The organism is Bacillus ectoiniformans, assembly GCF_016908875.1.
GTDB classification, from domain to species: domain Bacteria; phylum Bacillota; class Bacilli; order Bacillales; family Domibacillaceae; genus Bacillus_BX; species Bacillus_BX ectoiniformans.
Genome location: NZ_JAFBES010000001.1, coordinates 398,140 through 422,542, shown reverse-complemented (window position 1 = coordinate 422,542; position 24,403 = coordinate 398,140). Strand labels below are relative to the sequence as shown.

At 40.3% G+C, this 24,403-nt stretch carries 24 protein-coding genes, 1 tRNA gene and 1 riboswitch; of the genes, 21 read left to right on the top strand and 4 right to left on the bottom strand.

The annotated features are described in order from the left end of the window. Window positions 1-27: 27 nt before the first annotated feature. Both JOC78_RS02130 and JOC78_RS02125 read left to right on the top strand, forming a co-directional pair. On the top strand, window positions 28-1,695 hold the full coding sequence (locus tag JOC78_RS02130) for an ABC1 kinase family protein (RefSeq protein WP_204552557.1): 1,668 nt from the start codon (window positions 28-30) through the stop codon (window positions 1,693-1,695). A gap of 83 nt (window positions 1,696-1,778) precedes the next feature. After that, window positions 1,779-1,851, top strand: a tRNA-Val gene (locus JOC78_RS02125). A 183-nt stretch (window positions 1,852-2,034) separates the two neighbouring features. On the opposite strand, the gene JOC78_RS02120 is transcribed toward JOC78_RS02125, so the two are convergent. After that, a complete protein-coding gene (locus JOC78_RS02120; protein WP_204552555.1) occupies window positions 2,035-2,397 on the bottom strand; it encodes a hypothetical protein in 363 nt (120 codons plus the stop codon). A gap of 363 nt (window positions 2,398-2,760) precedes the next feature. Between JOC78_RS02120 and JOC78_RS02115 the strand changes: the two genes are divergently transcribed. From JOC78_RS02115 to JOC78_RS02085, 8 genes are all read left to right on the top strand, one after another. Continuing rightward, complete coding sequence (locus tag JOC78_RS02115) at window positions 2,761-4,725, top strand: T7SS effector LXG polymorphic toxin (protein WP_204552553.1); 1,965 nt, start codon at window positions 2,761-2,763, stop codon at window positions 4,723-4,725. Further along, window positions 4,722-5,210 carry an SMI1/KNR4 family protein gene (locus JOC78_RS02110; RefSeq protein WP_204552551.1) on the top strand — a complete coding sequence of 163 codons (489 nt, stop codon included), beginning with the start codon at window positions 4,722-4,724 and terminating at the stop codon, window positions 5,208-5,210. Before JOC78_RS02115 ends, JOC78_RS02110 begins: the two co-directional genes overlap by 4 nt. A 277-nt stretch (window positions 5,211-5,487) precedes the next feature. Then, window positions 5,488-6,117 carry an HNH endonuclease gene (locus JOC78_RS02105; RefSeq protein WP_204552922.1) on the top strand — a complete coding sequence of 210 codons (630 nt, stop codon included), beginning with the start codon at window positions 5,488-5,490 and terminating at the stop codon, window positions 6,115-6,117. A 17-nt stretch (window positions 6,118-6,134) separates the two neighbouring features. Then, complete coding sequence (locus JOC78_RS02100) at window positions 6,135-6,602, top strand: DUF2004 domain-containing protein (protein WP_204552549.1); 468 nt, start codon at window positions 6,135-6,137, stop codon at window positions 6,600-6,602. A gap of 941 nt (window positions 6,603-7,543) precedes the next feature. Further along, on the top strand, window positions 7,544-8,053 hold the full coding sequence (locus JOC78_RS02095; protein ID WP_204552547.1) for an ankyrin repeat domain-containing protein: 510 nt from the start codon (window positions 7,544-7,546) through the stop codon (window positions 8,051-8,053). A gap of 396 nt (window positions 8,054-8,449) precedes the next feature. Next, on the top strand, window positions 8,450-8,584 hold the full coding sequence (locus JOC78_RS17585) for a hypothetical protein (RefSeq protein WP_275581986.1): 135 nt from the start codon (window positions 8,450-8,452) through the stop codon (window positions 8,582-8,584). A 27-nt stretch (window positions 8,585-8,611) separates the two neighbouring features. Next, on the top strand, window positions 8,612-8,995 hold the full coding sequence (locus JOC78_RS02090; protein WP_204552545.1) for an immunity 22 family protein: 384 nt from the start codon (window positions 8,612-8,614) through the stop codon (window positions 8,993-8,995). Window positions 8,996-9,360: 365 nt separating this feature from the next. After that, a complete protein-coding gene (locus JOC78_RS02085) occupies window positions 9,361-9,738 on the top strand; it encodes a VOC family protein (RefSeq protein ID WP_204552541.1) in 378 nt (125 codons plus the stop codon). A gap of 197 nt (window positions 9,739-9,935) precedes the next feature. Here JOC78_RS02085 and JOC78_RS02080 read toward each other — a convergent pair whose 3' ends face one another. Then, the gene (locus JOC78_RS02080; protein WP_204552539.1) at window positions 9,936-10,085 is read right to left on the bottom strand and encodes a hypothetical protein; all 150 of its coding nucleotides are present in this window, start codon (window positions 10,083-10,085) and stop codon (window positions 9,936-9,938) included. A 311-nt stretch (window positions 10,086-10,396) separates the two neighbouring features. Between JOC78_RS02080 and JOC78_RS02075 the strand changes: the two genes are divergently transcribed. Together JOC78_RS02075 and katG are read left to right on the top strand one after the other, a co-directional pair. Next, window positions 10,397-10,669: a hypothetical protein gene (locus JOC78_RS02075; RefSeq protein WP_204552537.1), complete on the top strand. Its 273-nt coding sequence runs from the start codon at window positions 10,397-10,399 to the stop codon at window positions 10,667-10,669. A gap of 531 nt (window positions 10,670-11,200) precedes the next feature. After that, entirely contained in the window at window positions 11,201-13,414 is a 2,214-nt protein-coding gene (katG, locus tag JOC78_RS02070) for a catalase/peroxidase HPI (RefSeq protein WP_204552535.1), read from the top strand. Between the two features lie 58 nt (window positions 13,415-13,472). Here katG and JOC78_RS02065 read toward each other — a convergent pair whose 3' ends face one another. Continuing rightward, a complete protein-coding gene (locus tag JOC78_RS02065; RefSeq protein ID WP_204552533.1) occupies window positions 13,473-14,453 on the bottom strand; it encodes a potassium channel family protein in 981 nt (326 codons plus the stop codon). Between the two features lie 339 nt (window positions 14,454-14,792). Between JOC78_RS02065 and sstT the strand changes: the two genes are divergently transcribed. The 5 genes from sstT to JOC78_RS02040 all read left to right on the top strand — a co-directional run bounded on the left by sstT (window position 14,793) and on the right by JOC78_RS02040 (window position 19,362). Beyond that, window positions 14,793-16,016, top strand: a complete 1,224-nt coding sequence (gene sstT, locus JOC78_RS02060) for a serine/threonine transporter SstT (RefSeq protein ID WP_204552531.1) — start codon at window positions 14,793-14,795, stop codon at window positions 16,014-16,016. A gap of 285 nt (window positions 16,017-16,301) precedes the next feature. Continuing rightward, complete coding sequence (locus tag JOC78_RS02055) at window positions 16,302-16,730, top strand: YwqH-like family protein (RefSeq protein ID WP_204552529.1); 429 nt, start codon at window positions 16,302-16,304, stop codon at window positions 16,728-16,730. Next, entirely contained in the window at window positions 16,730-16,990 is a 261-nt protein-coding gene (locus JOC78_RS02050) for a YwqI/YxiC family protein (RefSeq protein ID WP_204552527.1), read from the top strand. Before JOC78_RS02055 ends, JOC78_RS02050 begins: the two co-directional genes overlap by 1 nt. 19 nt (window positions 16,991-17,009) lie before the next feature. After that, the gene (locus JOC78_RS02045; RefSeq protein ID WP_204552525.1) at window positions 17,010-18,764 is read left to right on the top strand and encodes a T7SS effector LXG polymorphic toxin; all 1,755 of its coding nucleotides are present in this window, start codon (window positions 17,010-17,012) and stop codon (window positions 18,762-18,764) included. Further along, window positions 18,751-19,362 carry a hypothetical protein gene (locus JOC78_RS02040; RefSeq protein ID WP_204552523.1) on the top strand — a complete coding sequence of 204 codons (612 nt, stop codon included), beginning with the start codon at window positions 18,751-18,753 and terminating at the stop codon, window positions 19,360-19,362. Before JOC78_RS02045 ends, JOC78_RS02040 begins: the two co-directional genes overlap by 14 nt. Before the next feature lie 235 nt (window positions 19,363-19,597). On the opposite strand, the gene JOC78_RS02035 is transcribed toward JOC78_RS02040, so the two are convergent. Beyond that, entirely contained in the window at window positions 19,598-19,867 is a 270-nt protein-coding gene (locus tag JOC78_RS02035; protein ID WP_204552521.1) for a hypothetical protein, read from the bottom strand. A gap of 215 nt (window positions 19,868-20,082) precedes the next feature. Next, window positions 20,083-20,171, top strand: a riboswitch (cyclic di-GMP riboswitch). A 56-nt stretch (window positions 20,172-20,227) separates the two neighbouring features. On the opposite strand from JOC78_RS02035, the gene JOC78_RS02030 reads away from it, so the two are divergent. The 4 genes from JOC78_RS02030 to JOC78_RS02015 all read left to right on the top strand — a co-directional run bounded on the left by JOC78_RS02030 (window position 20,228) and on the right by JOC78_RS02015 (window position 24,399). Next, on the top strand, window positions 20,228-20,539 hold the full coding sequence (locus tag JOC78_RS02030; RefSeq protein WP_204552519.1) for a hypothetical protein: 312 nt from the start codon (window positions 20,228-20,230) through the stop codon (window positions 20,537-20,539). Window positions 20,540-20,640: 101 nt separating this feature from the next. Beyond that, window positions 20,641-21,687 carry a tetratricopeptide repeat protein gene (locus JOC78_RS02025; protein WP_204552517.1) on the top strand — a complete coding sequence of 349 codons (1,047 nt, stop codon included), beginning with the start codon at window positions 20,641-20,643 and terminating at the stop codon, window positions 21,685-21,687. Window positions 21,688-21,747: 60 nt separating this feature from the next. After that, complete coding sequence (locus JOC78_RS02020) at window positions 21,748-23,151, top strand: M20/M25/M40 family metallo-hydrolase (RefSeq protein WP_204552515.1); 1,404 nt, start codon at window positions 21,748-21,750, stop codon at window positions 23,149-23,151. 246 nt (window positions 23,152-23,397) lie between these two features. Next, window positions 23,398-24,399 carry a hypothetical protein gene (locus JOC78_RS02015; RefSeq protein WP_204552513.1) on the top strand — a complete coding sequence of 334 codons (1,002 nt, stop codon included), beginning with the start codon at window positions 23,398-23,400 and terminating at the stop codon, window positions 24,397-24,399. Window positions 24,400-24,403 lie beyond the last annotated feature (4 nt).

Genomic DNA, 24,403 nt, shown 5'->3' with positions numbered 1-24,403 from the left:
ATTAAGTATGCTGAAGGAGGAGAGGATATGGGTAAAATGAACGTGATGAAACGGGTGCCAGAAATTATCGCTATCTTAATGAAGCATGGCTTTACCGGCTATTTAAAAGAGTTAGGTCTTGCGGAGAAAATCCCTTTTCATAAACGGACTCTTCCTTCAGAAGATGAACACTTGAGTGTAAAAGGGGAAGAGCTGAGACGGGCATTTGAAGAACTCGGACCGACGTTTATGAAGTTCGGCCAGTTTTTGAGCACGCGCACGGACCTCTTGTCACCGGGATGGACGGAACCGCTGGCTAAGCTGCAAAGCGAGGCGCCACTGATAGATTTCGAGCAGATTAAAGAGATTATCGAATCCGAAATGCAGCAGCCGCTGTCGGAGCTGTTCGTCTATATGGATGAAACACCGCTTGGGGCAGCCTCCATTGGCCAGGTCCACCGGGCTGTACTTGTGACGGGTGAAAGCGTCGCGGTAAAGGTGAGGCGGCCGCATGTGGAGCGGGTGATTCATCAAGATATCCGCATTTTACGCCAGCTGGCAGCGGTGGCGGAGAAGAATTCTGAAACAGCACGGATCTTCAGCGTAAAGGAAACGATTCAGGAATTTTCTGCCTCGCTGTTAAATGAAATGAATTACCGTTTAGAGGCAGCTGAAGCGCTCAGCGTCAAAGAGCAGATGGAGAATGAACAGATCCATATTCCAGATGTTTATCTTGATTACACAACCGAGCGGATCTTAACGATGGAGTATGTGGAAGGAAAGAAGCTGACTGCGGAACATATTGAGGAATTAGACCAAGGGACGAGACAAACACTGGCGGTGGCCTTGGCAGAGTCAGTGCTTGAACAGGTTTATATAAAAGGAGTATTTCATGCCGACCCCCATCCCGGGAATGTCGTACTGCTGCAGGATGACCGGCTGGCCCTGATTGATTTTGGTAACACCGGACGTTTAACCAAGCCGATGAAACAGCTGTTAGCGGACTGTCTGTTTTCATTAAATGACCGCGATTCAGCTTCTTTATCGATTGCTGTTCAAAGTCTTGGTCACAACAGAGAAGTGAATAGTCAAGCACTCGAGCGGGATCTCGACAAGTGGATGAATCAATACCTGGATCGGAAACTTGAAGATGTCAAAATGGGCACGATGTTTCAGCAATTATTCGGTCTGGCCGCTGTTCACGGCATCCGTGTGCCAAAGGAATTTATCCAAGTTGGGCAAGCATTTTTAAAAGTGGAACAAACCATATCCGCCCTTGATCCAGCCGTTAGCTTCAGCCGAATTATCAAAGATACCGCCAACCGTCTTATGCTTGATCAGCTTGATCCGAAGCGTCTCTTTAAAGAAGCGAGATCCTTTACAAGACAAATTAAAATGGCCGCCTCCCGTCTGCCTGGTGTCATGAACGAAACCCTGCAGCAATGGGAAGGCGGCCAGCCGAAGATGCAGATCCGGATCGACCCCGATGAAAATATGATGAAACGAGTCGAGCGGATCGCCTATATGCTCGTCTTAAGTATTATGATGTTAGCCTTCAGCATCATCATGGCCGGCATCTTTATCGGCATGAAAGTCAGCGGCGACAACTCACTGCTTTCAAACACCAACTCTTATCAAATTGCGATCTACACCGCTATCCTCATGACCATCCTGTTTTCAGTGACGATCTATTTAATGTGGAGGAAGAAACGATAACCGACAAGAAAAGTTTGCTAAAAAAGTAAAACAGCATTGACAACTGACCTGAAATTTCATAAAATTAGACTTGTCAGTTGAACGATTCCTTAGCTCAGCTGGGAGAGCGCTACCTTGACAGGGTAGAGGTCGCTGGTTCGAACCCAGTAGGAATCATACTTATAAAGAAGTCACAATCCTTGATGTGTAAGGGTTGTGGCTTTTTTGTTTCTTTGCCCTGTTAAATTTGGATGTTAATAAATACACAAAAATAACGGGAAGCCATAGTAAGTAGGGCTTCCTTCAATCTTGTTATACAATGCATCCGATTCTAGAACGATTAAAAAGTTCAGACCCGACTTATATAGCACGGTTATCTAATGATTCTATTGCTAGTTTTAGTGCAGTTAAGCGACGCTCATTTAATGTTTTTTGAGAACTGCCTTCTTTTGCTTTCGCTATTTGTTTTTCTATAGACGGAATGATCCCTTGTAGAACTTCTTTAGAAGTCAATATGATTTCGTCGCTATAAACAAAATCTTCCCCATTCCAAATACCTTTTAGGCTTTCTAATCCAATTTTAACTGCGTTTAGTCTTTTTTTGACAAGAGTTGTGTTTGAACCTTTCTCAATTGTGCTTTTATAAGCATTTGTAAGTTTATTATAAGTTGACTCCAAGGATTTAATGGACAAATCTTTGATTTCTTGGCTAACAGTATTCATATATAAACCTCACTTTTCATTCTGCTTGTAAATTCCCCTGTAAAATAACAACATAACAAATTCACTAAAACCATTTCACCACCAGTTAAATACTACCATATATTTTGCTGATGTTGTGATAAAGGGTAACTTCTAAGGATATTCACATACCACATTTAGCCGCCTTTCTCCCTATTAAAGCTAAAGTTTCTCAAGTGTATAATAGAAAATATAGGAAAAAACGAACTTATCAAATGATTAGTGTATGGGAGACGGCATGAGTCGTTCGAATACATTAAGTCACATCCAAGCAGCAACTATCTTAGAAAATTGAACGCTAAAAGCAAGCGATGGTGAGAAACTAATAGAAAGGTATTCAATCCGATGAGCAAAATCTATGAAGCCAGTACCTTATTAGCTGCGATGGAACAGCGTCTGACCGAATATACTGCGCTTGAGAAGCAGCTGTTAGCGGTCAAAACAGAATTTGAAGTAATCGTGCAAATGGAGGATGAATTGCAGGGAGAAGGGGCGAAAGCGATCAAGAACTTTTTCCAGGCACAAGCCAAAGTTGTGGATGCTTGGGTCGACTTTATCAGTATGCAAACCTCCTTTCTTAGCGCTATTTCGGGAGACATGGAGGAAGCGGACCTTTCCGGAAACACGTTTATTCAAGAGTCTTTTTTGGAGCAGGAATGTTTAAATGGTCTGACGAATTCAATTATGATGACGATGGCCCAGAGAGAAGCGCTGCAAGAAATCTTTAATGGGATTGACGATATTCTCCCCCTTGAGATGTATGATGCGGAACCATATTATGAAAAGATGGGCGATGCGGGAAAAGAGCGGACTGCTACGGAGGCTGCTTTAAACAAGCTGGATGAACAATGGAAGCAAGAATATCAGCATTCCGAAGCGAGCCAGTCGAATGTATTTGGGCTGCTCGGTGAATTAATGAAAGCTTCCAGCCAAGGTGGCACCGTTTCACCGATGAGCTTTGACAAGCAAGCCTTTCACGACAGTGAGATCTATCAGCTGCAAGGCGAAATGAAGAAATACTCTTCCGACTATGTTCAGTATAAAGAAGATCAGGAAACTGCAAGAGAGCAAGTCAAGAAAGCAAAGGAAATGGAAGCGAGACCGTGGTACGAAAAAATGTGGGATACTGCTTCCACCTTTACGGGAGAGATCACTGGGTATTATGATTATAAGAGAGCCAGCGAAGGCATCGATCCGGTAACAGGGCAGAAGCTTTCAGACGCACAACGAATTGCCGCAGGAGCGATGGCAGCGGCGGGATTTATTCCGGTGGTCGGCTGGGCAGGACGAGCGGCAAAAGGCGGATCAGCTATTTATAAAACCACTAAAGGCGTGAATGCGGCAGCCCATACACTGGATGCCTATAAATCGGCCAAATCCTTTGATGTGCTGCAAAAAACCGAAATGGGGATTTACGGATTGGTGGCCGCCAATGGACTGTCGGAGTACATAAATGGCCAGGATATGTTCGGCAACGAGCTGACGGAAGAACAGCGGCAGAACAGTTTATACACTGCCCTTGGCATTGCCGGCGTAGCCGGAGCCGCTAAGTACGTTGATCATCTACAAGTGAAAAATGCGCCGTTTAAAATCAGCCAAGCGAATACTCGTACGATCACCCGGAATAAGGCTGACTTTGAGAAGCTTGTCAGTTATGTGAATAATGAGAATGGCTATGTGAAGTTGCCGGGGAAGATTGGTAAGGGTACGGGTGATGTTCACCGCTCAGAAATTGATGAAGTAATAAAGAAAGATTATGATATAAATGGAAATGTAGTAAATAGATCTGTGGTTCCTAAAGGTTATGATAGCATAGACGATTTTTTAAAGGCTGTAGATGATACAACTATTAAGGAATTTGGTTATGATAGTGTTGAAGAGTTCAAAATGGTAGTAGGTCATGTAGACGATTATTTAAATGAGTCGCCTAAGAACAACATTCTAAACAAAAGATTAGCAGGAGGAAAACATGTGAAAGGTGTAGAATATGATGTAATAGGATTTCCAATATTTAAAGGTGATGATGTAAAGTTCTCGTTAAAATTAGAGAAAGAATACTATATCATGAAAGATACTGATCAATTTTTGAAATGCACCGAAAAGATAAGAGAATCAATTAATAAAGGAGAAGTAACAAAGGAGCTTTTTACAAAAAAACAATTGGCTCAAATAGAAGATGGATTGCCAAGAATCGATGGATTGGTATGGCATCATCATCAAGTACCTGGAAAAATGCAACTGGTGCTAAAAAAAGTTCATAGCGTAAATCACTTAGGTGGAAATAGTTTATGGGGAGGTGGTATTAGATGACGAATCTAGTGTGGAAGTATGCAGATGATCCAGTTACAGGAGAATTAATTGAAAAAGTAGGAGAATCATTAGGAGTTAAGTTTCCGCATGATTATATCGAGTGTGCAAAGGTTAATCATGGAGCCAACGTAATACCTTATAGATTTGATGTTGAAGGAATAGAGAGAGCCTTCGGTACACTACTTTCTTATGATGAAGAGAGTAGTGATAACCTAGTGGAGGAATATGGGAACTATCGAAATACCTTGCCAAATGATATTATACCTTTTGGTGTTGATCCAGCAGGTAATTTAATCTGTTTCGATTATAAGGGAAATACGGAAGAACCTACTATTGTTTTTTGGTATCATGAAGGTGCATGGGAAAAAGAAATGTTAATGGAAGAAGAAGGGCTAACTGAAGAACAGGCTGAAGAACGTGCCAGAGAAAATGTATTCTACGTTGCAGATACGTTTACGGAATTTCTTGATAAGTTACATGATTAAAAAAATTAAAACATAAACGAAAAAATCAAACATGCACTTGATTGTCTTTTTAGGCGACAGGTGCTTTTTTGTATTTTCCAGAAGCACATTTTGAGCTAGACTGACGTAAGAACAGCGACAGAACAGTTTATATAGTGCCCTTGGCATTGCCGGTGTGGCAGGAGCTGCTAAGTATATCGATCATCTGCAAGTGAAAAATGCGCCATATAAAATCAGTAAAGAGAATACTCGTACGATCACCTGGAATAAGGCCGACTTTGAGAAGCTTGTCAGGTATGTGAATAATGAGAATGGCTATGTGAAGTTGCCGGGGAAGATTGGTAGTACGGGTAATAGAGTTGCTGATATTCCGCCAGCCTTCAAGCAAGAGGAATTTGCTAGTTCGTATGAAGCAAGGATTAATCAGACGCCTGCACAGATTAATCCAAAGGTTGAATTTGAAGGAATTAGAGGAGAATCTTTATGTACGCTTAAACCACCACCAGATCCTAAATTAAAAAGTATATTGGATGAGGCTGGTATTGAAGGTATTCAATATAAAAATGGAGTTCCTGATTTTTCGCCAGTATCAAAAGCACAGTTGGAAATCGATCATATGTTAGGTGGGAATGGAAAACGAGGAACAGATGCTAGAAGGGCTAATTTTGCTCAAGCAGATCAAAAGCTAGCAGAAGAGCTTAATAATTCTCCTGAGATGGCTCACGAATTTGGAATGCAACCTGGTGAAATTAAAGCCAGGGATATAGAAAGATATCGAGAAAAATACAAATTAACATGGCACGAATTGAATGATGTTAAAACAATACAGCTTGTACCATCAGTGATAAACAGTAAATTCGGACACATTGGTGGTGTAGGAGAGATAAACGCAGGCGCCTTTGGGTCCAAGGGATTTGCCAATAAATAAAAAAGGAGAATTTGATAATGAAAATAAATGATGTGGTTTTTGGTGAGCTTGAATATAATTATGGATGGGTTAAGTACACTACCATTGAATTTTGTGGAAAAGAAGCTGAAATAGCATTAATGGTTAAAGGTGAAGAAGACGGTAAGTTTGATGAAGAACAATATATTGCTTATAACTCATTAGTGCAAAATTGGGAACAATTACAGCAAGGTTTTTTACAAGCAATATTAGACTATTACAAACTAGAGCGTCAAGAACTAGGGTATGACATTGAAGTTAATGAAAATTATCCGCAAATCGAAACAACTAATCAATTACTTGAGATGATAACTTTAGTTGGAATTGTTGTTCCGTATGGAGATATTAATGAAGGTCGAGATATTGGGATAACCTTTGATTGTACATGGGACACAGAAAATGGACTAGGGCTTCGTCTATTAAATGAAAAAGTAACTGAAGTGGGTTACCAAGATGTTGCAATATAAAATTGGCTGTTAAAAAGTAAATACTCATGCTGGTTGTACAATCATATAAATTATGGCAATGATAGAATAGAAAAAGAAGTACGAGCTTAGGTGAGATGACATTTTACTGGGTGATGAATATAAACACATGACCGATATACAAAAGGGCCATACTGTTTTTATAACGTTACGAAATTAATAAATTTAAAGCTAACATAGAAATTTAGAAAACATATGTACTTAAAGCACTTGATTGTCTACGATAGGCAACAAGTCCTTTTTATTATTGTATTACAACATAGGATATGGGTAAGGTTGCTAATTTTTAAGGAAAATAGAAGAAAATGATAAGTATTACCTTGATATATTAGTAGATTGAAAATTTAACGAATATATTATTTATTCCTTGATTGGCTATATGCCTTTTAAGGTTTTTTTTGCTTATTAAATAAATGGTTAATATTATATTAAATTTAGGCACACTACTCATGTATAAAAAGGGATGGAGAACAACAATAATTTGTTTGAGAATCGAAAGTTCATGATGGTAGTACCATCATGGAGTTTTATTTTTATACTGGGCTATTAAGCAAAGTGTGAGAATTTGGCGAGATGAAAATATCTTAGAGGACTAATAGGTGATCCACCTATAGCTATGATAGATCCACATGCACATCACATTTTATTTAAAAAGGGTTTAGGTGAGACTCGACAAAACTCGTTCAAGAAGGTCAAGAATTATTAAGAAAACATGGTGTTGACCCTATAATTGGTAAAGAAAATTTAGTTTGGGCGCCAAATAGAGTTGCCGGACAACATAGTATTTTAGCCTTAGAGAATGTTGTAAATCAGTTGAAAGCAGTTGATGCGGCAGGTGCAGATTTAGATGATATTATTGAAATACTAGAAGACCTTAGAAAACAAGCTGCTTCTAGGAAATAGAGGTTAAAGGAGGAATTAATGTGGAGAAGGCTCAATTTGCAAAAGATATTAGAAGTGCCATTAAAAGTGGTCAATTGGATACTTTAAAAAATTTACTCGAGAAAGAACCAGAAATGTTAACATGGATGACACCTTTTGGAACATGGTTACATATAGCAGCAGCTCATGGACATTTAGAGATAGTAAAATACCTTATTAATGCCGGAATAGATATTAATGCACAAGGTGGAACTTTTTCTACAAATGCTCTTGAAAGAGCGACTACAAAAGGACATTTAGAAATTGCTGAATATCTACTTAGTCGGAGTGTGGAGATTGATACTAGTGAACCAGATAGAAATCCTATGTTTGGTGCAATATACGGTGGATATTTGGAGATTGTTAAATTGTTAGTTAAGAACAATATAGATATATCTATAAAATACTCTGGTGAAAACATGAAAGATATGGATGCCTATGCATTTGCTCTTGAAAGAGGGCAAATAGAAATTGCTGATTATTTAAAGAAGAAGATGGATGAAAAAAAGTAAAAAAACGTAACAGGGAATAAGTCTAAAATCACGAAATCAACAGGCTCGTTGTTATAAAGAATCATGCTATATAAATGTGAAAAAAGCGTAACGCTGTACTCCATACACGGGTGCCAAGAAGATTACCGATATTTCTCAAAACAGCTTAAAGTTTGAAGTATATATAGGTGAAGCAACAGAAGAAGGAACAAAATTCTTCACAATTATAAATGAATATAATTATTTTGGAGAGTGACACGATGGAAGATAGAAATAAGGTGCTAGCCAATTACTTCTTTCGAGTGATGGGAGATAGGTTTTTAATAGTGTTGGAAAATATATAAATGGGGAAGGATTTGGGATTGAACATCTGTGGTGTATTTTTGCAAAAGTGGAATGTATTCAAGGATGATATAAATGAAGAGAACTCTAACTAAAGATGTTGATTTTATAAATCCTTTCGGACGTTATGAAAGCCTGCGTTTTACAAAAGCATATAATGAGATTTTAAAAATTATTGACTATACCCCTGGTTATGAGTTAAACGAGTAGACTAGAAGATCTAAGGAGGTAAGGACATTGAAAAACAATGTTTCTTTGTGGTTGGGAAACTTCAGCAATTATGATGAGGTCGAAAAATACACTGAGATAAAATATGATGAAGATGGGGAAAGTATACCTTCCGTATTTGAGAGAGAATTTAAATTAGGGTATTATGATGATGACTTAATGGAAAAAGATTGGGTACCTGATGCTGAAGATGATATAAAAGAGATTCTAGTTAATTGTTCCTATGATGATCAATTAATAGAGCAGTTTATGGATGTTAAGTTAAACTCTAAATATAATACCATTATTTTAATTTATAACTATAATTATGATAAAGATGGCCCAGCTGTAAATTCAGTAAACAAAAATACTTACCAACTAGATTTTATAGGTGTAGCAGAGTATATAGATTAAACTTGTTGCTATTTAATATAGAGCAAAGCACTTGAATGTCAAGTTGCCATCAGATGCTTTTTTTGAACTTACTGCTTAGGAAAACGTAAAAAAATGACTGTATGAAGTTCCCGACTTATGAAAGTTGACCTTCAGGGCATTCTGTTTTATACCTTGTTTTTATAACCACATAATTCTCACCTAGCTTTACCCTCAATTTTTACGAACAAAATAGGAGAACCCCCGTGTTAATCACATAATTCCTTAGTGATTGTTAGAAATATCTTTGTCACAGGGTTACTGGAAAAGGATTTTTACCCTCCGTATCGAAATAAATTAATGAAGTTATTTGTTAGTATCAAAAACTTGAAAAGGAGTGAAGGTGGATGTTTAGCAAAGTTGGCCAAATCATGCTTTATGTCAATGATCAGGATGAGGCTAAAAATTTTTGGGTAGAAAAATTAGGGTTTACTCTTATTGCTGAAGAGAATAACGGCTCCGGAATGAGATGGATTGAAATTGCTCCAAAGGGGGCTGACACTAGCATCGTTCTTCATGATAAGGAATTCGTTGCTAAAATGTCTCCTGATTTAAATCTTGGCACTCCTTCTCTAATGTTTTTCACAGAGGATTTGGATCAATTATACAGTGACTTAACCAGCAAAAAAATGACTGTCGGAGAGATTGTTAATATGCCGACTGGCAGAGTCTTTAACTTTGCGGATAATGAAGAAAATTATTTTGCGGTGATGGAAAAAGAATAGTAGAACAATAGTATATTCAGAGAAAAAGTCAGCAGCTCATGTTGGCTTTTTTTGCTGTGCATTTTTTTCTTTAACTGAGAAGCAGATGCGCATTAAAAATCTTAGAATCGATAGGGTGTTATCAGAGTCCAATCAAAATTAAATGAACTGTCAGTCTCGCCATTGTCATAGGGACAGCGCTCGCTCATCGAATATATCTATTGATATATAAATTCAACTACCCAAACAATCACATACAAGGGAATCGCCACAATGATCATCCCTGAAAGCAAATAGCTAATGGATTTGATAAGAAACTTAATGACATCATATACAGCACCAGCTAAGTCATCGATAAATTTAAGCACTTAAAAACCCTCCAATTTATATCTTGTTATCTTCATTTTAACATTATTTTCCTTGATATATATATCACGGTGCCATAAACAATTAATTATTGACCAATACTTGAAAACAGATTCAGCAACTGGCGAATTCAGTAGTACTTACAAAGTATCTTCATAAGATTAACAGCTAGAAATACTTTTTACCGTTTGAAAATTTTTACGCTCGACTTACACAATTTGGTATATTAATAACATAATAAGTAAAATAGCCTATTTAGTTAGATGGATAATAAGCGTATGAGTTGTCTGGATAGGTATAAAAGCTAGAGGTATTGGAAAAGCTATTATTCTTTGGTCCAACAGAAAAAGCACGTTTTCTTCAAACGGTCAGAAGCCAGCTTGAAACAAAAAATAGACTGCTGGGTTTAATTATCAGAAATCCTGACCATAAAACTTCATTAAAAGAGAGGCAGAGGAAGATCAACAGATATGAACAGCAAATTTACCTTCTTCAGCAAATGCTGCTGACAAGTGAAGAGGTGAAAGATCGAAGCGGGCTGAAGAAATTAAATCATTTTATTTCTGCGTATCGGGCAATTGAATGAGTGAAGATTAGGGGGAAGAGTTGTGTTTGGCTGGTTTAAAAAAGAATGTTCTATGTGCAAAAGAAAAATGACAACGGTATATAAATATATTGATCGAAAAGGGAAAACAGTTAAAGTCTGTGCGGGTTGTGCTTCGTATGCGGAAAGAAGAGCCTTTAGAAAGAAATCGAAATAGATTCTCTGATAAAGCAAGGGTGCTCAATTGCTAGCCAAAAAAGCAGCTAAGCTTTTGCCAGAGTACACGAATCCGAATGACAAAGTGAAATTACAGTGTCCTAACGGCGATGAATTGTACATATGATTTGATTATACCGGCGCTAAGATTTGGAATATGCCTTTTAAAGATAGTGTTGAATAAAACAAAGGTGATCGGCATAAAAGTGTTCCTATTTTACTCGTAATCTAAGCATTCATTTTAATAAAAGTTTTTTATTGATAAAGTTTTTCTTTTAATAATTATTCTAATCTGTTATATTTTATTTATAATGATTCTAATTTAACTAATGACTAGATTGGAAGGGGAAATGAAAGATGAGCCAAAATCAAAACCACGATCAAAAAGACCATACAGCGGCAGGACAGTGTCCATTCACGCATCATCAAGACAGTGCGATTACGACATCGCGCGCGCCACAAGGGACAACGAATAAAGACTGGTGGCCGAATCAGTTAAATTTAGGAATTCTACGCCAGCATGATAAGAAATCAAATCCGATGGGAGAAGATTTTGATTATAAAGAGGCGTTCTCCAAGCTTGATTATGAAGCGCTGAAGCAAGACCTGCATCAATTGATGACGGACAGCAAGGACTGGTGGCCGGCCGATTATGGTCACTATGGGCCGTTCTTCATTCGGATGTCATGGCACGCAGCGGGTACATACCGCACATCTGACGGACGAGGTGGCGGTTCGACTGGCTCACAGCGCTTCGCTCCTTTAAACAGCTGGCCGGACAATGTCAATCTGGATAAAGCGCGCCGTCTATTATGGCCGATTAAACAAAAGTATGGAAACAAGATTTCCTGGGCGGATTTACTTGTGCTTACTGGGAACGTGGCACTGGAGTCAATGGGCTTAAAAACATTTGGCTTCGGGGCAGGTCGTGAAGATATTTGGCATCCGGAAGAAGATGTGTACTGGGGGACTGAAAAAGAATGGTTAGCGGACAACCGCTATTCAGGCGATCGTGAACTTGAAAATCCGCTGGCAGCTGTGCAAATGGGGCTGATTTATGTCAACCCTGAAGGTCCGAATGGAAAACCAGATCCGCTTGCGAGTGCCCGTGATATTCGCGACACATTCGCCCGCATGGGAATGAATGATGAAGAAACGGTGGCGCTTGTAGCTGGCGGTCACACATTCGGTAAGGCGCACGGTGCTGGTGATCCCACTCATGTTGGGGACGATCCGGAAGCGGCGACATTAGAAACACAAGGATTAGGATGGCTGAGCTCACATGGAAGCGGAAAAGGCCACGATACGATTTCAAGCGGTATTGAAGGAGCTTGGACGTCTAATCCGACGAAGTGGGATAATGGCTTCTTCGATTTATTATTCGGCTATGAATGGGAATTAACGAAGAGCCCTGCCGGAGCCTTCCAGTGGACGCCAGTTAATATGCAAGAAGAGCATATGGCGCCAGATGCTGAAGATTCATCGATTCGTGTGAAGACGATGATGACGACAGCTGATATGGCTTTGCGAATCGATCCAGACTACGAAAAAATTTCACGCCGGTTCCACGAGAATCCAGAAGAGTTTGCGGACACATTTGCCAGAGCATGGTTTAAGCTTCTTCACCGTGATATGGGACCAAAAGCAAGATACTTAGGTCCAGAGGTTCCTGAAGAAGAGCTGGTGTGGCAAGATCCAGTTCCGGCAGTTAATTACGAATTAACGGATGCTGAAATTGCTAATCTGAAAGAAAAAATCTTAAACACAGGATTAACAGTGAGCGAGCTTGTGAAAACAGCTTGGGCTTCAGCAAGCACCTATCGCGGGTCTGATATGCGCGGAGGGGCAAATGGGGCGCGAATCCGTCTAGCTCCACAAAAGGACTGGGAAGCCAACGAACCAGAGCAGCTGGCTAAAGTTCTTGGGATTTACAAAAACATTCAAAGTCAACTTGATAAGAAAGTCAGTCTAGCTGATTTAATCGTACTTGGCGGCAGCGCAGCCATCGAAAAAGCGGCAAAGGATGCCGGTTTCGATGTAACGGTTCCATTTACTCCTGGCCGCGGTGACGCAACAGCAGAACAGACAGATGAGGAAAGCTTTGATGTATTAGAGCCGGTATCTGACGGATTCCGCAACTACCAGAAGCAGGAATATTCCATTAGCCCGGAAGAAATGCTTGTTGATAAAGCACAGCTTTTGGGATTGACTGCCCCTGAAATGACCGTTCTTCTAGGCGGCATGCGTGTTCTCGGCACCAACTATGGCGGCACGAAGCACGGTGTATTCACTGACCGTGTCGGTACTTTAACGAACGACTTTTTTGTGAACCTGCTAGATATGAATATTGAGTGGAAATCAGCAGGCTTCAATCAATATGAAGGCCGCGACCGTAAAACAGGTGAAATGGTGCATACAGCTTCACGCTTTGACCTGGCGTTCGGTTCCAACTCTGTTCTTCGCGCACTCGTTGAAGTGTATGCGCAGGATGACAATAAAGAGAAGTTTGTCCGTGACTTTATTGCCGCTTGGGTAAAAGTGATGGATGCAGACCGCTTTGATATCAAATAAGAAATGAAAAACACGCCTGATCCTATTTGGATGAGGCGTGTTTTCATTTGCTACCCGGTTACCCGGGCCATTGACGGGCACTGGCTTGAATAATTCCCAGCAGCTGTTTGCGGCGGTCTTCAATTGTATGAAATGCTTTCTGAATCTGCTCTTCAGACTTGATCGGAAGGTTATTCAGCTGATTTTTATATTCAGGAATTGGGGGTGCCGCTTTAGCTGGGTTAATATGTGCCGTGGAGAGCGTGTGTAAATAGCTTGCGATACTCGACCTTGTTTCTTTCATCAATAATTGGTTCGGCTGCTGTTCAATTGGCACACACCCTAGCAAGGTTAAGGCATCGTCTAATATACAAACCGCTGTAACAGAAGATTTTTGAGTAGATTCACTGCGGTAATAATGAAGGATCGGGTAGGCCTGGTGCTGAGAAACCAGCTTGCTTAAATCTGCTGAAAATGACTGGAGCAATAAATCCAAGTCGTGAAAATCTTTTTGATTCCATGCTGATTCCACGATCTCGATACTTGTCTCGCCAATTCCGGTGACACTATTTGCAAAAGCTCGTTTTTGATTGACAGCCGTTAAGATGTTCAGCAAGTAGGTGACCGATAAAGTGACGGAAAACATGCCAGTAGCTGTTGCAAAAATCGTGATCCATTGCCAAATTGGACCGTTGGGAACAATTTCTCCATTTCCTAATGTGAATAATATGTAACCTGTAAAATAGAAGCGGTCTGCTAAAGAAACGGGTGTCGCAGTGTTAGAAAGTACGAGCGAGGTGCTGCTGCTTGAAAAAACGAGCGTCCAGCCGCACCAAAATAATCCGATCCACATCGTAAAGGTAGCTAATAAAATCAGCGGACCCGCTAAGCTTAGCAGCCGCTCATTAGTGGTGAGGTGCACAAATGCTCGCCACAGTCCAGTTGATAACCGTCTAGTTAACGGACCTGCCCCGCCTTCCACCCATAATGTGGTCCATACAAAATCGACAGCCGCTGCTGCTAATATAAGAATTCCAAATACGATATACCATTCATTCATCACTGTATCCCCTTTACCGAATGACTTCCTTATTCTGATTACCTTAATCACTTTTTTTAAACCAGTTTAAAAAGAGAAGTTAAGGAGTTGGTCTGCTGCGTCTTATGTGCAGTCTTTATTAACAAATGTTTTCCATAAATAATAATTTCCATAGATATTATTTAAAAATTCTAATGATTACAACATTTATAAAAAATAAAAATAATATTGTAATATATCGTAAATCCCTTATAATTTACTTATGGAAAAGACAATTGTCCTTGGTAGGCGGAATTTAAATTGTGCTTATAGAAGGTACATGGCTTATCAAGTCTGGTCGATAAAATGGAGGAAAATGAAATGAATATATTGAGGAAATGGAATCAGATCAGCCTGGTTAAACAGATCATCATTGGTTTGTTAATTGGCGTCACTCTGGCTGTGACAGTTCCGGAATCAGCAGCATCACTAGCTATTTTTGGGTCATTGTTTGTCGGCGCGCTAAAAGGTGTGGCGCCTATTTTAGTCTTCATACTTGTTATGTCTGCGATCGTTCAGCATAGAAAAGGACACCAAACGAATATGAAAACGATCGTTGTCTTATATCTTAGCGGCACGTTTTTTGCCAGCCTTGCAGCGGTTATTGCAAGCTTTTTGTTCCCGGTACAATTATCGCTTGCAGAAAGTGCGGAAGGTGTAACGCCTCCTACTGGAGTAACAGAAGTTCTTAAGACGCTATTAATGAACGTGGTAGACAATCCAGTTAACGCGCTTGTTAATGCCAACTATATCGGCATTTTAGCTTGGGCGCTTGTGCTTGGGTTTGCATTAAGAGGGGCAGCTGATTCAACGAAAGCGATGATTGCTAATTTCTCTGATGCTGTATCGAAAGCAGTCGGATGGATCATTAAGCTTGCTCCGCTCGGCATCATGGGACTAGTGGCAGAATCCATCACAACGAATGGATTGGAATCCCTGCTTGGCTATGGAAAACTATTAGCGGTTCTTATTGGCTGTATGGCCTTTGTGGCACTAGTGATCAATCCGATCATGGTCTATGCTCTTATTCGCCAAAACCCATATCCACTGGTATTTAAGTGTATGCGTGAAAGCGGAATTACAGCCTTTTTCACTCGCAGCTCGGCATCGAACATTCCTATTAATATGAAGCTGTGTGAAAACCTAGGATTGGATAAAGATAATTATTCCGTTTCGATTCCGCTAGGCGCCACGATCAACATGGCTGGTGCGGCTGTCACGATTTCAGTGTTAACACTTGCGGCTGTTCATACGCTTGATATTCAAGTGGACATAGCTACAGCTATCATTTTAAGTGTTCTTGCTGCGGTCAGTGCATGCGGAGCTTCTGGTGTTGCCGGAGGATCTTTATTGCTGATTCCTCTAGCAAGCAATTTATTCGGCATCCCGGCTGACATTGCTATGCAAGTCGTTGGTGTAGGATTTATCATCGGTGTGCTGCAGGATTCATTTGAAACAGCGCTGAATTCATCAACAGACGTTTTATTTACAGCGGCTGCTGAATTTAAGGAATGGCGCAAAGAAGGAAAGAAAATCAGTATATAAATCAGAATAATGAATAGATGGACGGCCTCTCTAATTGTGAGTTAAATAATTGGAGAGGTCGTTTTTTTGTAATTCTAAAGTATAACCGCTAGTTCATCTATTTTGCTACCAGGTAAATACTACCTATATAGTTAAAAACCTGTGACAAATGTCCATACGTTAAGCCATTCTTATACAATATTTAGCCGTCTTTCTCCCTATTAAAGCTGAAGTTTTCCACGTGTATAATAGTAAATATAGGAAAAATTGAACTAATATAATGAAAAATGGAGTGATGATGACTCTATGAGCCATTCAAGTACGTTAAGTCATATCCAAGCAGCGATCTCTAGCAGAGCCTCTGACCTATCTGAGAAGATCGAGCGGTTAAATCAAGCCAAAAAAGACATTCAAAGCGAGCAGGATGAATGTTTAGGAGAAATAAAGAAGATTCTTAATCCGGATTTAGGAAATCAATGGGTTGGGAAACGAGCGGCTGAATTTCAAGAATTCCGGCAAGCTGCTTATACAGAAATGGAATCTATTATTAAAGACAAATACGACGACTATATGAGCAGTATTAGCTTAAAAATACTTCAGCTTCAGGCAGAATTAGCAGCGGCACAAGCGGCTAGTTTTGCGGCTCAGGAAATCGGTTCGTTAATTAATAAAGGAGAAGATTTCATCGATCAAGTGAGCGACGGAATAGCTTCTTTAAAGGGGTGGATTAGCTAATGGCAGAGATTAAACTAAAACACGCAGCCGTTATTGACCAATTGAACAAAGTGAGAAGCAAGCTAGAGGCGGTAGTAATTCCTGCTCCTCCTTCTGTTGGCGCGAATCAGATGGACTATACGTCTGCTTGGACGGAAAGGGAAGAAGCCATTCATCAGATGGTGAACCAGTATAAAGAAATAGTCAGCAAAAACCTTGAAGATACAAAAGCGAATGTTGATTTACTGAAAGATCAGGATGAAGCGATGGTGAGAAACTAAATAGAAAGGTAAAAAAACTATGAGCAAAATCTATGAAGCCAGCACCCTATTATCTGCCATGGAACAGCGTCTGACTGAATATAAGGCACTGGAAGAGCAGCTGTTAGCTGTTAAAACAGAATTTGAAGTCATCGTTCATATGGAGGATGAGCTGCAAGGTGAAGGGGCTAAAGCGATCAAGAACTTTTTCCAGGCGCAGGCCAAAGTCGTGGACGCTTGGGTCGACTTTATCAGTATGCAAACTTCCTTTCTCAGCGCTATTTCAGGAGACATGGAAGAAGCCAGCCTCTCAGGGAACACGTTTATCCAAGAGTCTTTTCTGGAGCAGGAATGTTTAAATGGTCTGACGAACGCGATTACGATGACTATGGCTCAAAGAGAGGAGCTGCAATCAATCTTTCACCGCATAGATGATATTCTCCCTCTTGAGATGTACGATGCGGAACCCTTTTATGAAAAGATGGGTGATGCGGGAAAAGAGCGGACTGCCACGGAAACTGCTCTAAACAAGCTGGATGAGCAGTGGAAACAAGAGTATCAGCATTCCGAAGCGAGCCAGTCGAATGTATTTGGGCTCCTGGGTGAACTAATGAAAGCTTCCAGCCAAGGCGGAACCGTATCACCGATGAGCTTTGATGAACAAGCCTTCCACGACAGTGAGATCTATCAGCTCCAAGGCGAAATGAAAAAATACACCGACGAGTATGTTCAATTTAAAGATGAGCAAGCTGATACACGGGAACAAGTCAAAAAAGCAAAGGAAATGGAAGCGAGACCTTGGTACGAAAAAACTTGGGATACCGTTTCCGCCTTTACGGGAGAGATCACGGGGTATTATGATTATAAGAGAGCGAGCGAAGGCATTGATCCGGTAACTGGGGAGAAACTTTCAGACGCGCAACGAATTGCGGCCGGAGCCATGGCAGCAGCAGGGTTTATTCCGGTGGTCGGCTGGGCAGGACGAGCGGCAAAAGGCGGTTCAGCCATATATAAAACGACTAAAGGCATGAATGCGGCTGCCCATACACTGGATGCCTATAAATCCGCTAAATCGTTTGATGTGCTGCAAAAAACCGAAATGGGCATTTACGGATTAGTGGCCGCCAATGGATTGTCCGAGTATATGAACGGTACAGATATGTTCGGCAACGAGCTGACGGAAGAGCAGCGCCAGAACAGTTTATATAGTGCGCTTGGCATTGCCGGAGTAGCTGGAGCCGCTAAGTATATCGACCATCTGCAAGTGAAGAATGCGCCATTTGAAACAAGCAGAGCCAATACAAATTCGGTCATCCGGGAAATGAGTGAAGCAGACCGGAAGAAGTTAGATAACTGGGCATATCCTCCGAATAATGAGAAGTATATCAAATATAAAGAGGTGTATGACAACCCAAAATACTACGATCAAGAAACGGGAAATATTAATTGGCCTCCGAACAATGGATTTAAAGGCGAACCAGTTCCGATGGAGCTAAAGAAGGATATGCTGCTTGACAGATATGGCGGACCGCAGGGGAATTTCTTCTCACAAGAAGGAGTGCCGTATGAGCAGCGGGCTCTTGCTTTGCATAGTGATGAAGCCGATTACTATGTATATAAAGTGCTGGAAGACTTTGAAGCCGTGGGCGGAGAAGCGGCTCCCTGGTTTGACAGACCAGGCGGCGGTGTTCAGTTTATTAAATATCACGACAATGGCAAGATGTATACGATGGAAGAACTCGTACGCGATGATCTCATAGAGTTAGTGAGGATAGATAAATATGAATCTAAATGAAGCATGTAAGCTGTTAGAAGAAAAATTTAATATTAAAGAAGACACACAGAATATATATGTTTATCCTAAAAATAGCGATGGCAGTACGAATCTTGATGCCGGCATGAAATTATCAAGTGTCCATGACCAATCGTGGACTCTCTATGAAGTACAAAGAGACCAAGAGTTTGAGTTAGGTCAATTTGACACGAAAGAATTAGGTATACTCGCTTTGTATGTCGCAGTTAAAGGGCGGTTTGAAACGTTAACTGTCGATCAGCAAGTAAAAGAAGAATTAAGAGAAGCTGGAGATGTAAAAAGTGGATTGGCTATACTGCAACATCATGTAAGCAAGGCTTATTTTTCATTGGGTACAGAGAAAAAAGAGGCGATAAACGTCGGAGAAGAAGGTAATAAATACAGCGTTTATTATGTGGCAGCAGATGCCCAAAGAATCATGATATCTAAATCTAGACCGTTGCCTGGTGCGTTAGTCGTAACCTATAACTACGGCCGTATGCTTGAAGAGTTTGACCGTCTAATCAAACCTTGGAAAGCGAAGCAGACGATTTCTGTTTATGAGGAAGAGCAGTTAAAAAGAATCTATATGGGAAAGTAATTATAAATAATTTACTAATAAACCTCGTGAAGCCGCTTGAATATTTTCAAGCGGCTTCACGTCTTTTTATGGATAAGTATAACCATGGAGGCAAGAGTTTGTGGCAAGCAGTATAATGAAGTGGCAGTAAACTGGGATAGAAGACTATGGATACTCTAAATATAGGCTTGCGATAAGTTTAGTATTGGGTTACCATTGTGCAGCTTTTTAAAACAAGAAAGTAAGAAAACCCCTCTTAAGAGTTCGACGATTTTATTTTTAATAATTCATCAGTCAATTGGTCAATTTGCTCCTGCAGTTTTTCAAGCTTAGCATCCAGTTCCATTTGATCCTGTTTGTCTTGCTGCTGACTAATGATTTCTTCATCAATTGCTTGTAAAGCTGCTATAGTAGCAATACCATCCGCAATCGTAGTTAATATCCCAGCAATTAAGGCAAGCCTTAGGCTAGAAGATATTGTTGATTGTTCATTTTGATTTTCTGATGCCGCACCTGGTTTGTTCATATTATCGCTCCTTGATTGGCCATTTCCTCACTATAAATTTATGCTGTATGTGTTTCTTGCATGCATTTTTTATGAAGATCTGCTAGTTCTAGTGATATATACTAAAGCACTGAAAATAAATAATTAGATATTAATAAAAATATATATTTTTATAGTGCAATTGACCTTTAAGGTGATAATATATATATTATTAAAGCAGTATATATTACTAATTCTATTGAAAAAGGCAAACTTATTGAAAAATAAGGACGCAAAGCCACGGGTCTAATGATCTATTTAGATTGATGACAGCCGGGCTGCCAAATGGGAATGGATTTCCGCATTTGGTTATTTTCATATATGAAAGCGGGGACCATGAATATGGAAGAATGCCAGGAGTTAAAGAAAAGTATTCAGCAATTTCAACAATTATTAAAGAAATACCCAGACCAGGCAGAATCGGCTTATGATTTTGTCATTTATCTGCGGTCTTTCTTAAAGATTCAATCTAAAGCACCTCTGCCAACAACAGAAATTATGACGATTCTAAAAAAGCATAAACCCAATATTTTTTATGCATTAAGAAAGATGTCTGAGAAAAATCTCATGCTAAATATATTAACTCAGCTGTCTATGGAAGAAGAAGCAGCGGAAGAACGATTGAGAAGCTATGGAAGCGGAGTAGTAGTTTAAGACATGTATTATGTGCTTAGCCCATAAGTTATTTATTAACAAGCTAATTCAAGGATCACTTATTGAAAAGTGGTCTTTTTTATATAGAAAGGAGACCCGCCATGAGATTGCGTGATAAAACAATTGAAGAGCTGCTTGATCTGGAGCAGGATCTGCATGCAGCGAAAGAGGAAGAAAAGACTGGCTCTTTGTATCAAATAATTACAGTGTACGAGGAAATATATAAACGGATAGATAGGGATAGAAATAGCGAATATAAAGACAGTCTGAAGATTATTAAACATCAGCTCGTTTCCTATCTCATTCGATACGGCTCGTATTTAAAAATGGATTATCAAAAAGATGATCATTTAGCAGAAAGCACGTTGAAAAAGGCGCTTACATATGATCGGCAAAACCCGCTTGCTCATTACCGGCTTGGTTTTCTATCTTATAAGAAACGTAAATATGTCCAAGCGCTTTTGCATTTTCAGAATGCGGCAAATTCAGCAGACAGAACCTGTCATCGGGACTATATATTAAACGAGCAGCAGCTGTATAATCTGCATTTATATTTAACGAACAGCGCGCTTTATATTGCACAGAAGTCAACCGAGTCGTTGGATCGAATACAGGGACCTCTCAATAGAGGAGGCGTTCCTCACCTTGAAATGTCTCCTATGTATAAAATCATTCAGCAAAATGAACAGATCTTAGAAAGTCAGGCGTTTACGAAGATGACAAAAAGCGAAGAAATCCAATGTTCGAAGGAAGATTGTGAGGAAGAACTGGATTTGGCGGACCCTAATACGCTGATTCTTTATTTTGCTGACCTGCAGAACTCGGTATTTTATCATCAGCGGGAAATGTCCCTTACCAAGGATCAAGCAGAAATTCTGCGTTATTTTTTCTTCAGCACAGAAGAGCGGCCTGTCGTGAAGCAGGATTTATACGCCTTGTTCGAACAGGTAAATTTGAATGGTGAAATTGAAGATAATACATTCATTCAGCGAATGCGCAGGTTAAAAAGAAAACTCGTTAATTTTGGCTTGCCGGAAACGGTGATTCAAAATAAGCGGCCAAGTTCCGAACCTGCTTATTACTTTGATGAAAACATCCCTTTTCTTGTGATGCACCGCAGCGACCGATCATTTATGCTAAACCGATGACAGGGGTGTCATCGTCTTCTTGAGATAATGTACTTACAAATCAAGAGGAGATGATGAACAATGAAAACATGGAATCAATTATTTATTCGTCACGGGTGGCTAGTAGAAGAGAAAGCAAGCAATGAATTTATTTGCATACATGAAAGAGCGGAGAATGTAGCGTTTTTACTGGAATGCTTGAACCGTGCAAAGGTTACCTATCAATATACAAACGATCTGCTGATTCTTGAAAATCAACCTGTCAAAGAATCATTGTGGCTTGAAGCGGTTCACTATAATTACCGCGGCAGAACGGGGGCCTATTGGTGCCGTTCGGAAAAAGAAGACGTCATCATTCGTCACTTAGACGTATATATCAGCGGGGTGGTGCGGCAGTTAAACCGTCTCGGATTCTATACAGATATGTCCTGTGACGGTCATGGTGAGAGTCCCGCTTTTATATACATTCAAAAAGGAGTCAATATAGATCAGCTGGAAGAGCTTTTAAGAGGATTAGGTGTAAGCAAAATGAGAATCCGCGAACATGATCGTTTTCACGATTTAAAGTTATCACTGCCAAGAATAGAACTTCTAACTATCGCAGAGAACTTAAGCTTCATTAAGAAAGAATGGTTAGATAAAGGGGCAGATTTTATTCAGAAGCAGATGTTTAACCGCTTGCTTGAAGAACTACTTTCCATTCCTGGTGCCAGCGGGGATGAAGGGGAAGTCCGCGAATTTGTGATGAAGCAGCTGACGCCTTATGTGGATCATATGACAATTGATCCTAACGGGAATATTTTAGCAGAAAAAATCTATCGCTCAGGTCAAGGACCAGTCATTTTATTAAATGCCCATTTAGATACGGTGGAGGAAATTGTGCCAGGTCGTCTGATTAAGAAAGACGGTTCTGTTTGGTCGAGCAGCGAAGGGATTTTAGGTGCAGATGACCGGGCAGGGGTGGCCGTTTTGCTTCATACCGCTAGACAATTAGCTGAATCTTCATTTAGCGGCAAGGTAAAATATATTTTCACAGTGAAGGAAGAAGTTGGGCTAGTCGGAGCACGCGGAGTCAGTGATTTCTTCTTATGGGGAACCGATGCGGCCATTGTTGTTGACCGTCGGGGCACAGGTGATATTGTCACGTCATGCGGGGGATACATTCCGTTTTGTGATGAGCGGTACGGCCAATTTATTGAATCAGTAGCAAATGTAGAGGGACTGAGCGATTGGAAATGCACAGCTGGAGGAAGCAGCGACACGAGAATCTGGGCGGAGCATTCGATTCAAAGCGTCAATTTATCTGCCGGGTATAGAAATGAACATACGGATGAAGAGTTTCTCGACGTGGCGGCTTGCTATCGGGTAACGAAATTGATTGCCGGTATTTTTAATCGATCAAGAGAACTGAGAAAAGTCTTGAGAGATATTCGTCAGCCTGCAAGAGAGAGAGTACGGGTGCGTGCTGTAAGAAAAGATGCATAAGGGAAAGGTCACTTCTTCGGAGGTGATCTTTTTTTATTTTTTTAGCTGATGAAAAAAACTTAAATTGGGACTTTTTAATCTTGTTTTACCAGAAATTACTTTATATTTATGACGATTAGCAACATAGTTCGACAGTAAGATAGAATGGTTTTTATTAACTCTAGAGGAAAAGTGAACACAAATAATTCAAGATGTGCTATTAATAAAAATAGATTGATAATTTCAACATTGAGAGGAGGTGAATGGATGCGCCTTCAGCAATTCGTTTTAAATAGTTTTATGTTGGGTGCGATTTTATTTTTACCGACCAATGCGCTAGCTGAAAAACCTGACGTTGAACAAAAGACGGAAGCACTCAAGGAGCTGCCAGCTCAAGCCGCGAATCCTGTCCAAAAGCAGGTCAATGAAAAGCAGGAAGATGCAAAGGGTATTGTTCAAGAGAATAAACCCTTGAAAAAAGAGCCTGCTGTACTTCCGGTTCAAGCTAAGCCTGAACGTACGGTGAAAACATTGCCAGAGCAGGCAAGCCAGACAGCAAAGAAAGCCGTTCAAGCTGTTGAAAAACCAGTCCAGTCGGCTGTCAAACCTGCCAAACAAATTAGCAAAAAACCGTTGCCGGAAAAAGTAATGGACAACCCTGGCGAGAAAAAGGGATTGCAAGATCATCCGCCTGCAGAAAACAAGCAGCCGGTACAATCGGAGCCCGTAAAGCCTGATCAAGTGATACAAGCGGAAACGCCTGAAAAAACAGCTGTTCAGTCTGAACCAATCAAACAGGCAGAACCGGTTCAGCCTGCTGCAGCCGAAAAGAGCTTGTCTGCTGTTCAGCCAGATGTCGTTACTTCGGAATCAATGGTTTCGACGAAAGTTCCGTCAGTTCAGCAAAGTCAAAAGCTGCATATAAAAGTAAACAAAAATCAACCTAAAGAAACGAAAAAAAGTAATACTCAACCGCCGCCTGTTTTCGGTGAACCGAAACAAGATGAACAACCATCTGGCAAAAAGAGCGTTCCTAACGAAAAACAGGCTATCACTCAGACAACATCTAACCAGATTCAAGGAGGATCTTCAAAAGATCGCTTGAAAACTGGGAATGGGTTTGTCAAATATACGGAGAAATGGCTGGATTGGGAGAATTATTGGACACTGGATCACAGCCAGACGTATTTGTCCCGAATGGAAGAATTCAGCACCCAGTGGATGAATGCACCGCCATCGCAGCCACCAGAACAAATCCTTTTTCTTTAAAAAC

Coding starts and splice junctions, on each gene's coding strand:
- JOC78_RS02130 (WP_204552557.1), top strand. CDS start 28: ATGGGTAAAATGAACGTGATGAAACGGGTGCCAGAAATTATCGCTATC.
- JOC78_RS02120 (WP_204552555.1), bottom strand. CDS start 2,397: ATGAATACTGTTAGCCAAGAAATCAAAGATTTGTCCATTAAATCCTTG.
- JOC78_RS02115 (WP_204552553.1), top strand. CDS start 2,761: ATGAGCAAAATCTATGAAGCCAGTACCTTATTAGCTGCGATGGAACAG.
- JOC78_RS02110 (WP_204552551.1), top strand. CDS start 4,722: ATGACGAATCTAGTGTGGAAGTATGCAGATGATCCAGTTACAGGAGAA.
- JOC78_RS02100 (WP_204552549.1), top strand. CDS start 6,135: ATGAAAATAAATGATGTGGTTTTTGGTGAGCTTGAATATAATTATGGA.
- JOC78_RS17585 (WP_275581986.1), top strand. CDS start 8,450: ATGAAGAGAACTCTAACTAAAGATGTTGATTTTATAAATCCTTTCGGA.
- JOC78_RS02085 (WP_204552541.1), top strand. CDS start 9,361: ATGTTTAGCAAAGTTGGCCAAATCATGCTTTATGTCAATGATCAGGAT.
- katG (WP_204552535.1), top strand. CDS start 11,201: ATGAGCCAAAATCAAAACCACGATCAAAAAGACCATACAGCGGCAGGA.
- JOC78_RS02065 (WP_204552533.1), bottom strand. CDS start 14,453: ATGAATGAATGGTATATCGTATTTGGAATTCTTATATTAGCAGCAGCG.
- sstT (WP_204552531.1), top strand. CDS start 14,793: ATGAATATATTGAGGAAATGGAATCAGATCAGCCTGGTTAAACAGATC.
- JOC78_RS02055 (WP_204552529.1), top strand. CDS start 16,302: ATGAGCCATTCAAGTACGTTAAGTCATATCCAAGCAGCGATCTCTAGC.
- JOC78_RS02050 (WP_204552527.1), top strand. CDS start 16,730: ATGGCAGAGATTAAACTAAAACACGCAGCCGTTATTGACCAATTGAAC.
- JOC78_RS02045 (WP_204552525.1), top strand. CDS start 17,010: ATGAGCAAAATCTATGAAGCCAGCACCCTATTATCTGCCATGGAACAG.
- JOC78_RS02040 (WP_204552523.1), top strand. CDS start 18,751: ATGAATCTAAATGAAGCATGTAAGCTGTTAGAAGAAAAATTTAATATT.
- JOC78_RS02035 (WP_204552521.1), bottom strand. CDS start 19,867: ATGAACAAACCAGGTGCGGCATCAGAAAATCAAAATGAACAATCAACA.
- JOC78_RS02030 (WP_204552519.1), top strand. CDS start 20,228: ATGGAAGAATGCCAGGAGTTAAAGAAAAGTATTCAGCAATTTCAACAA.
- JOC78_RS02025 (WP_204552517.1), top strand. CDS start 20,641: ATGAGATTGCGTGATAAAACAATTGAAGAGCTGCTTGATCTGGAGCAG.
- JOC78_RS02020 (WP_204552515.1), top strand. CDS start 21,748: ATGAAAACATGGAATCAATTATTTATTCGTCACGGGTGGCTAGTAGAA.
- JOC78_RS02015 (WP_204552513.1), top strand. CDS start 23,398: ATGCGCCTTCAGCAATTCGTTTTAAATAGTTTTATGTTGGGTGCGATT.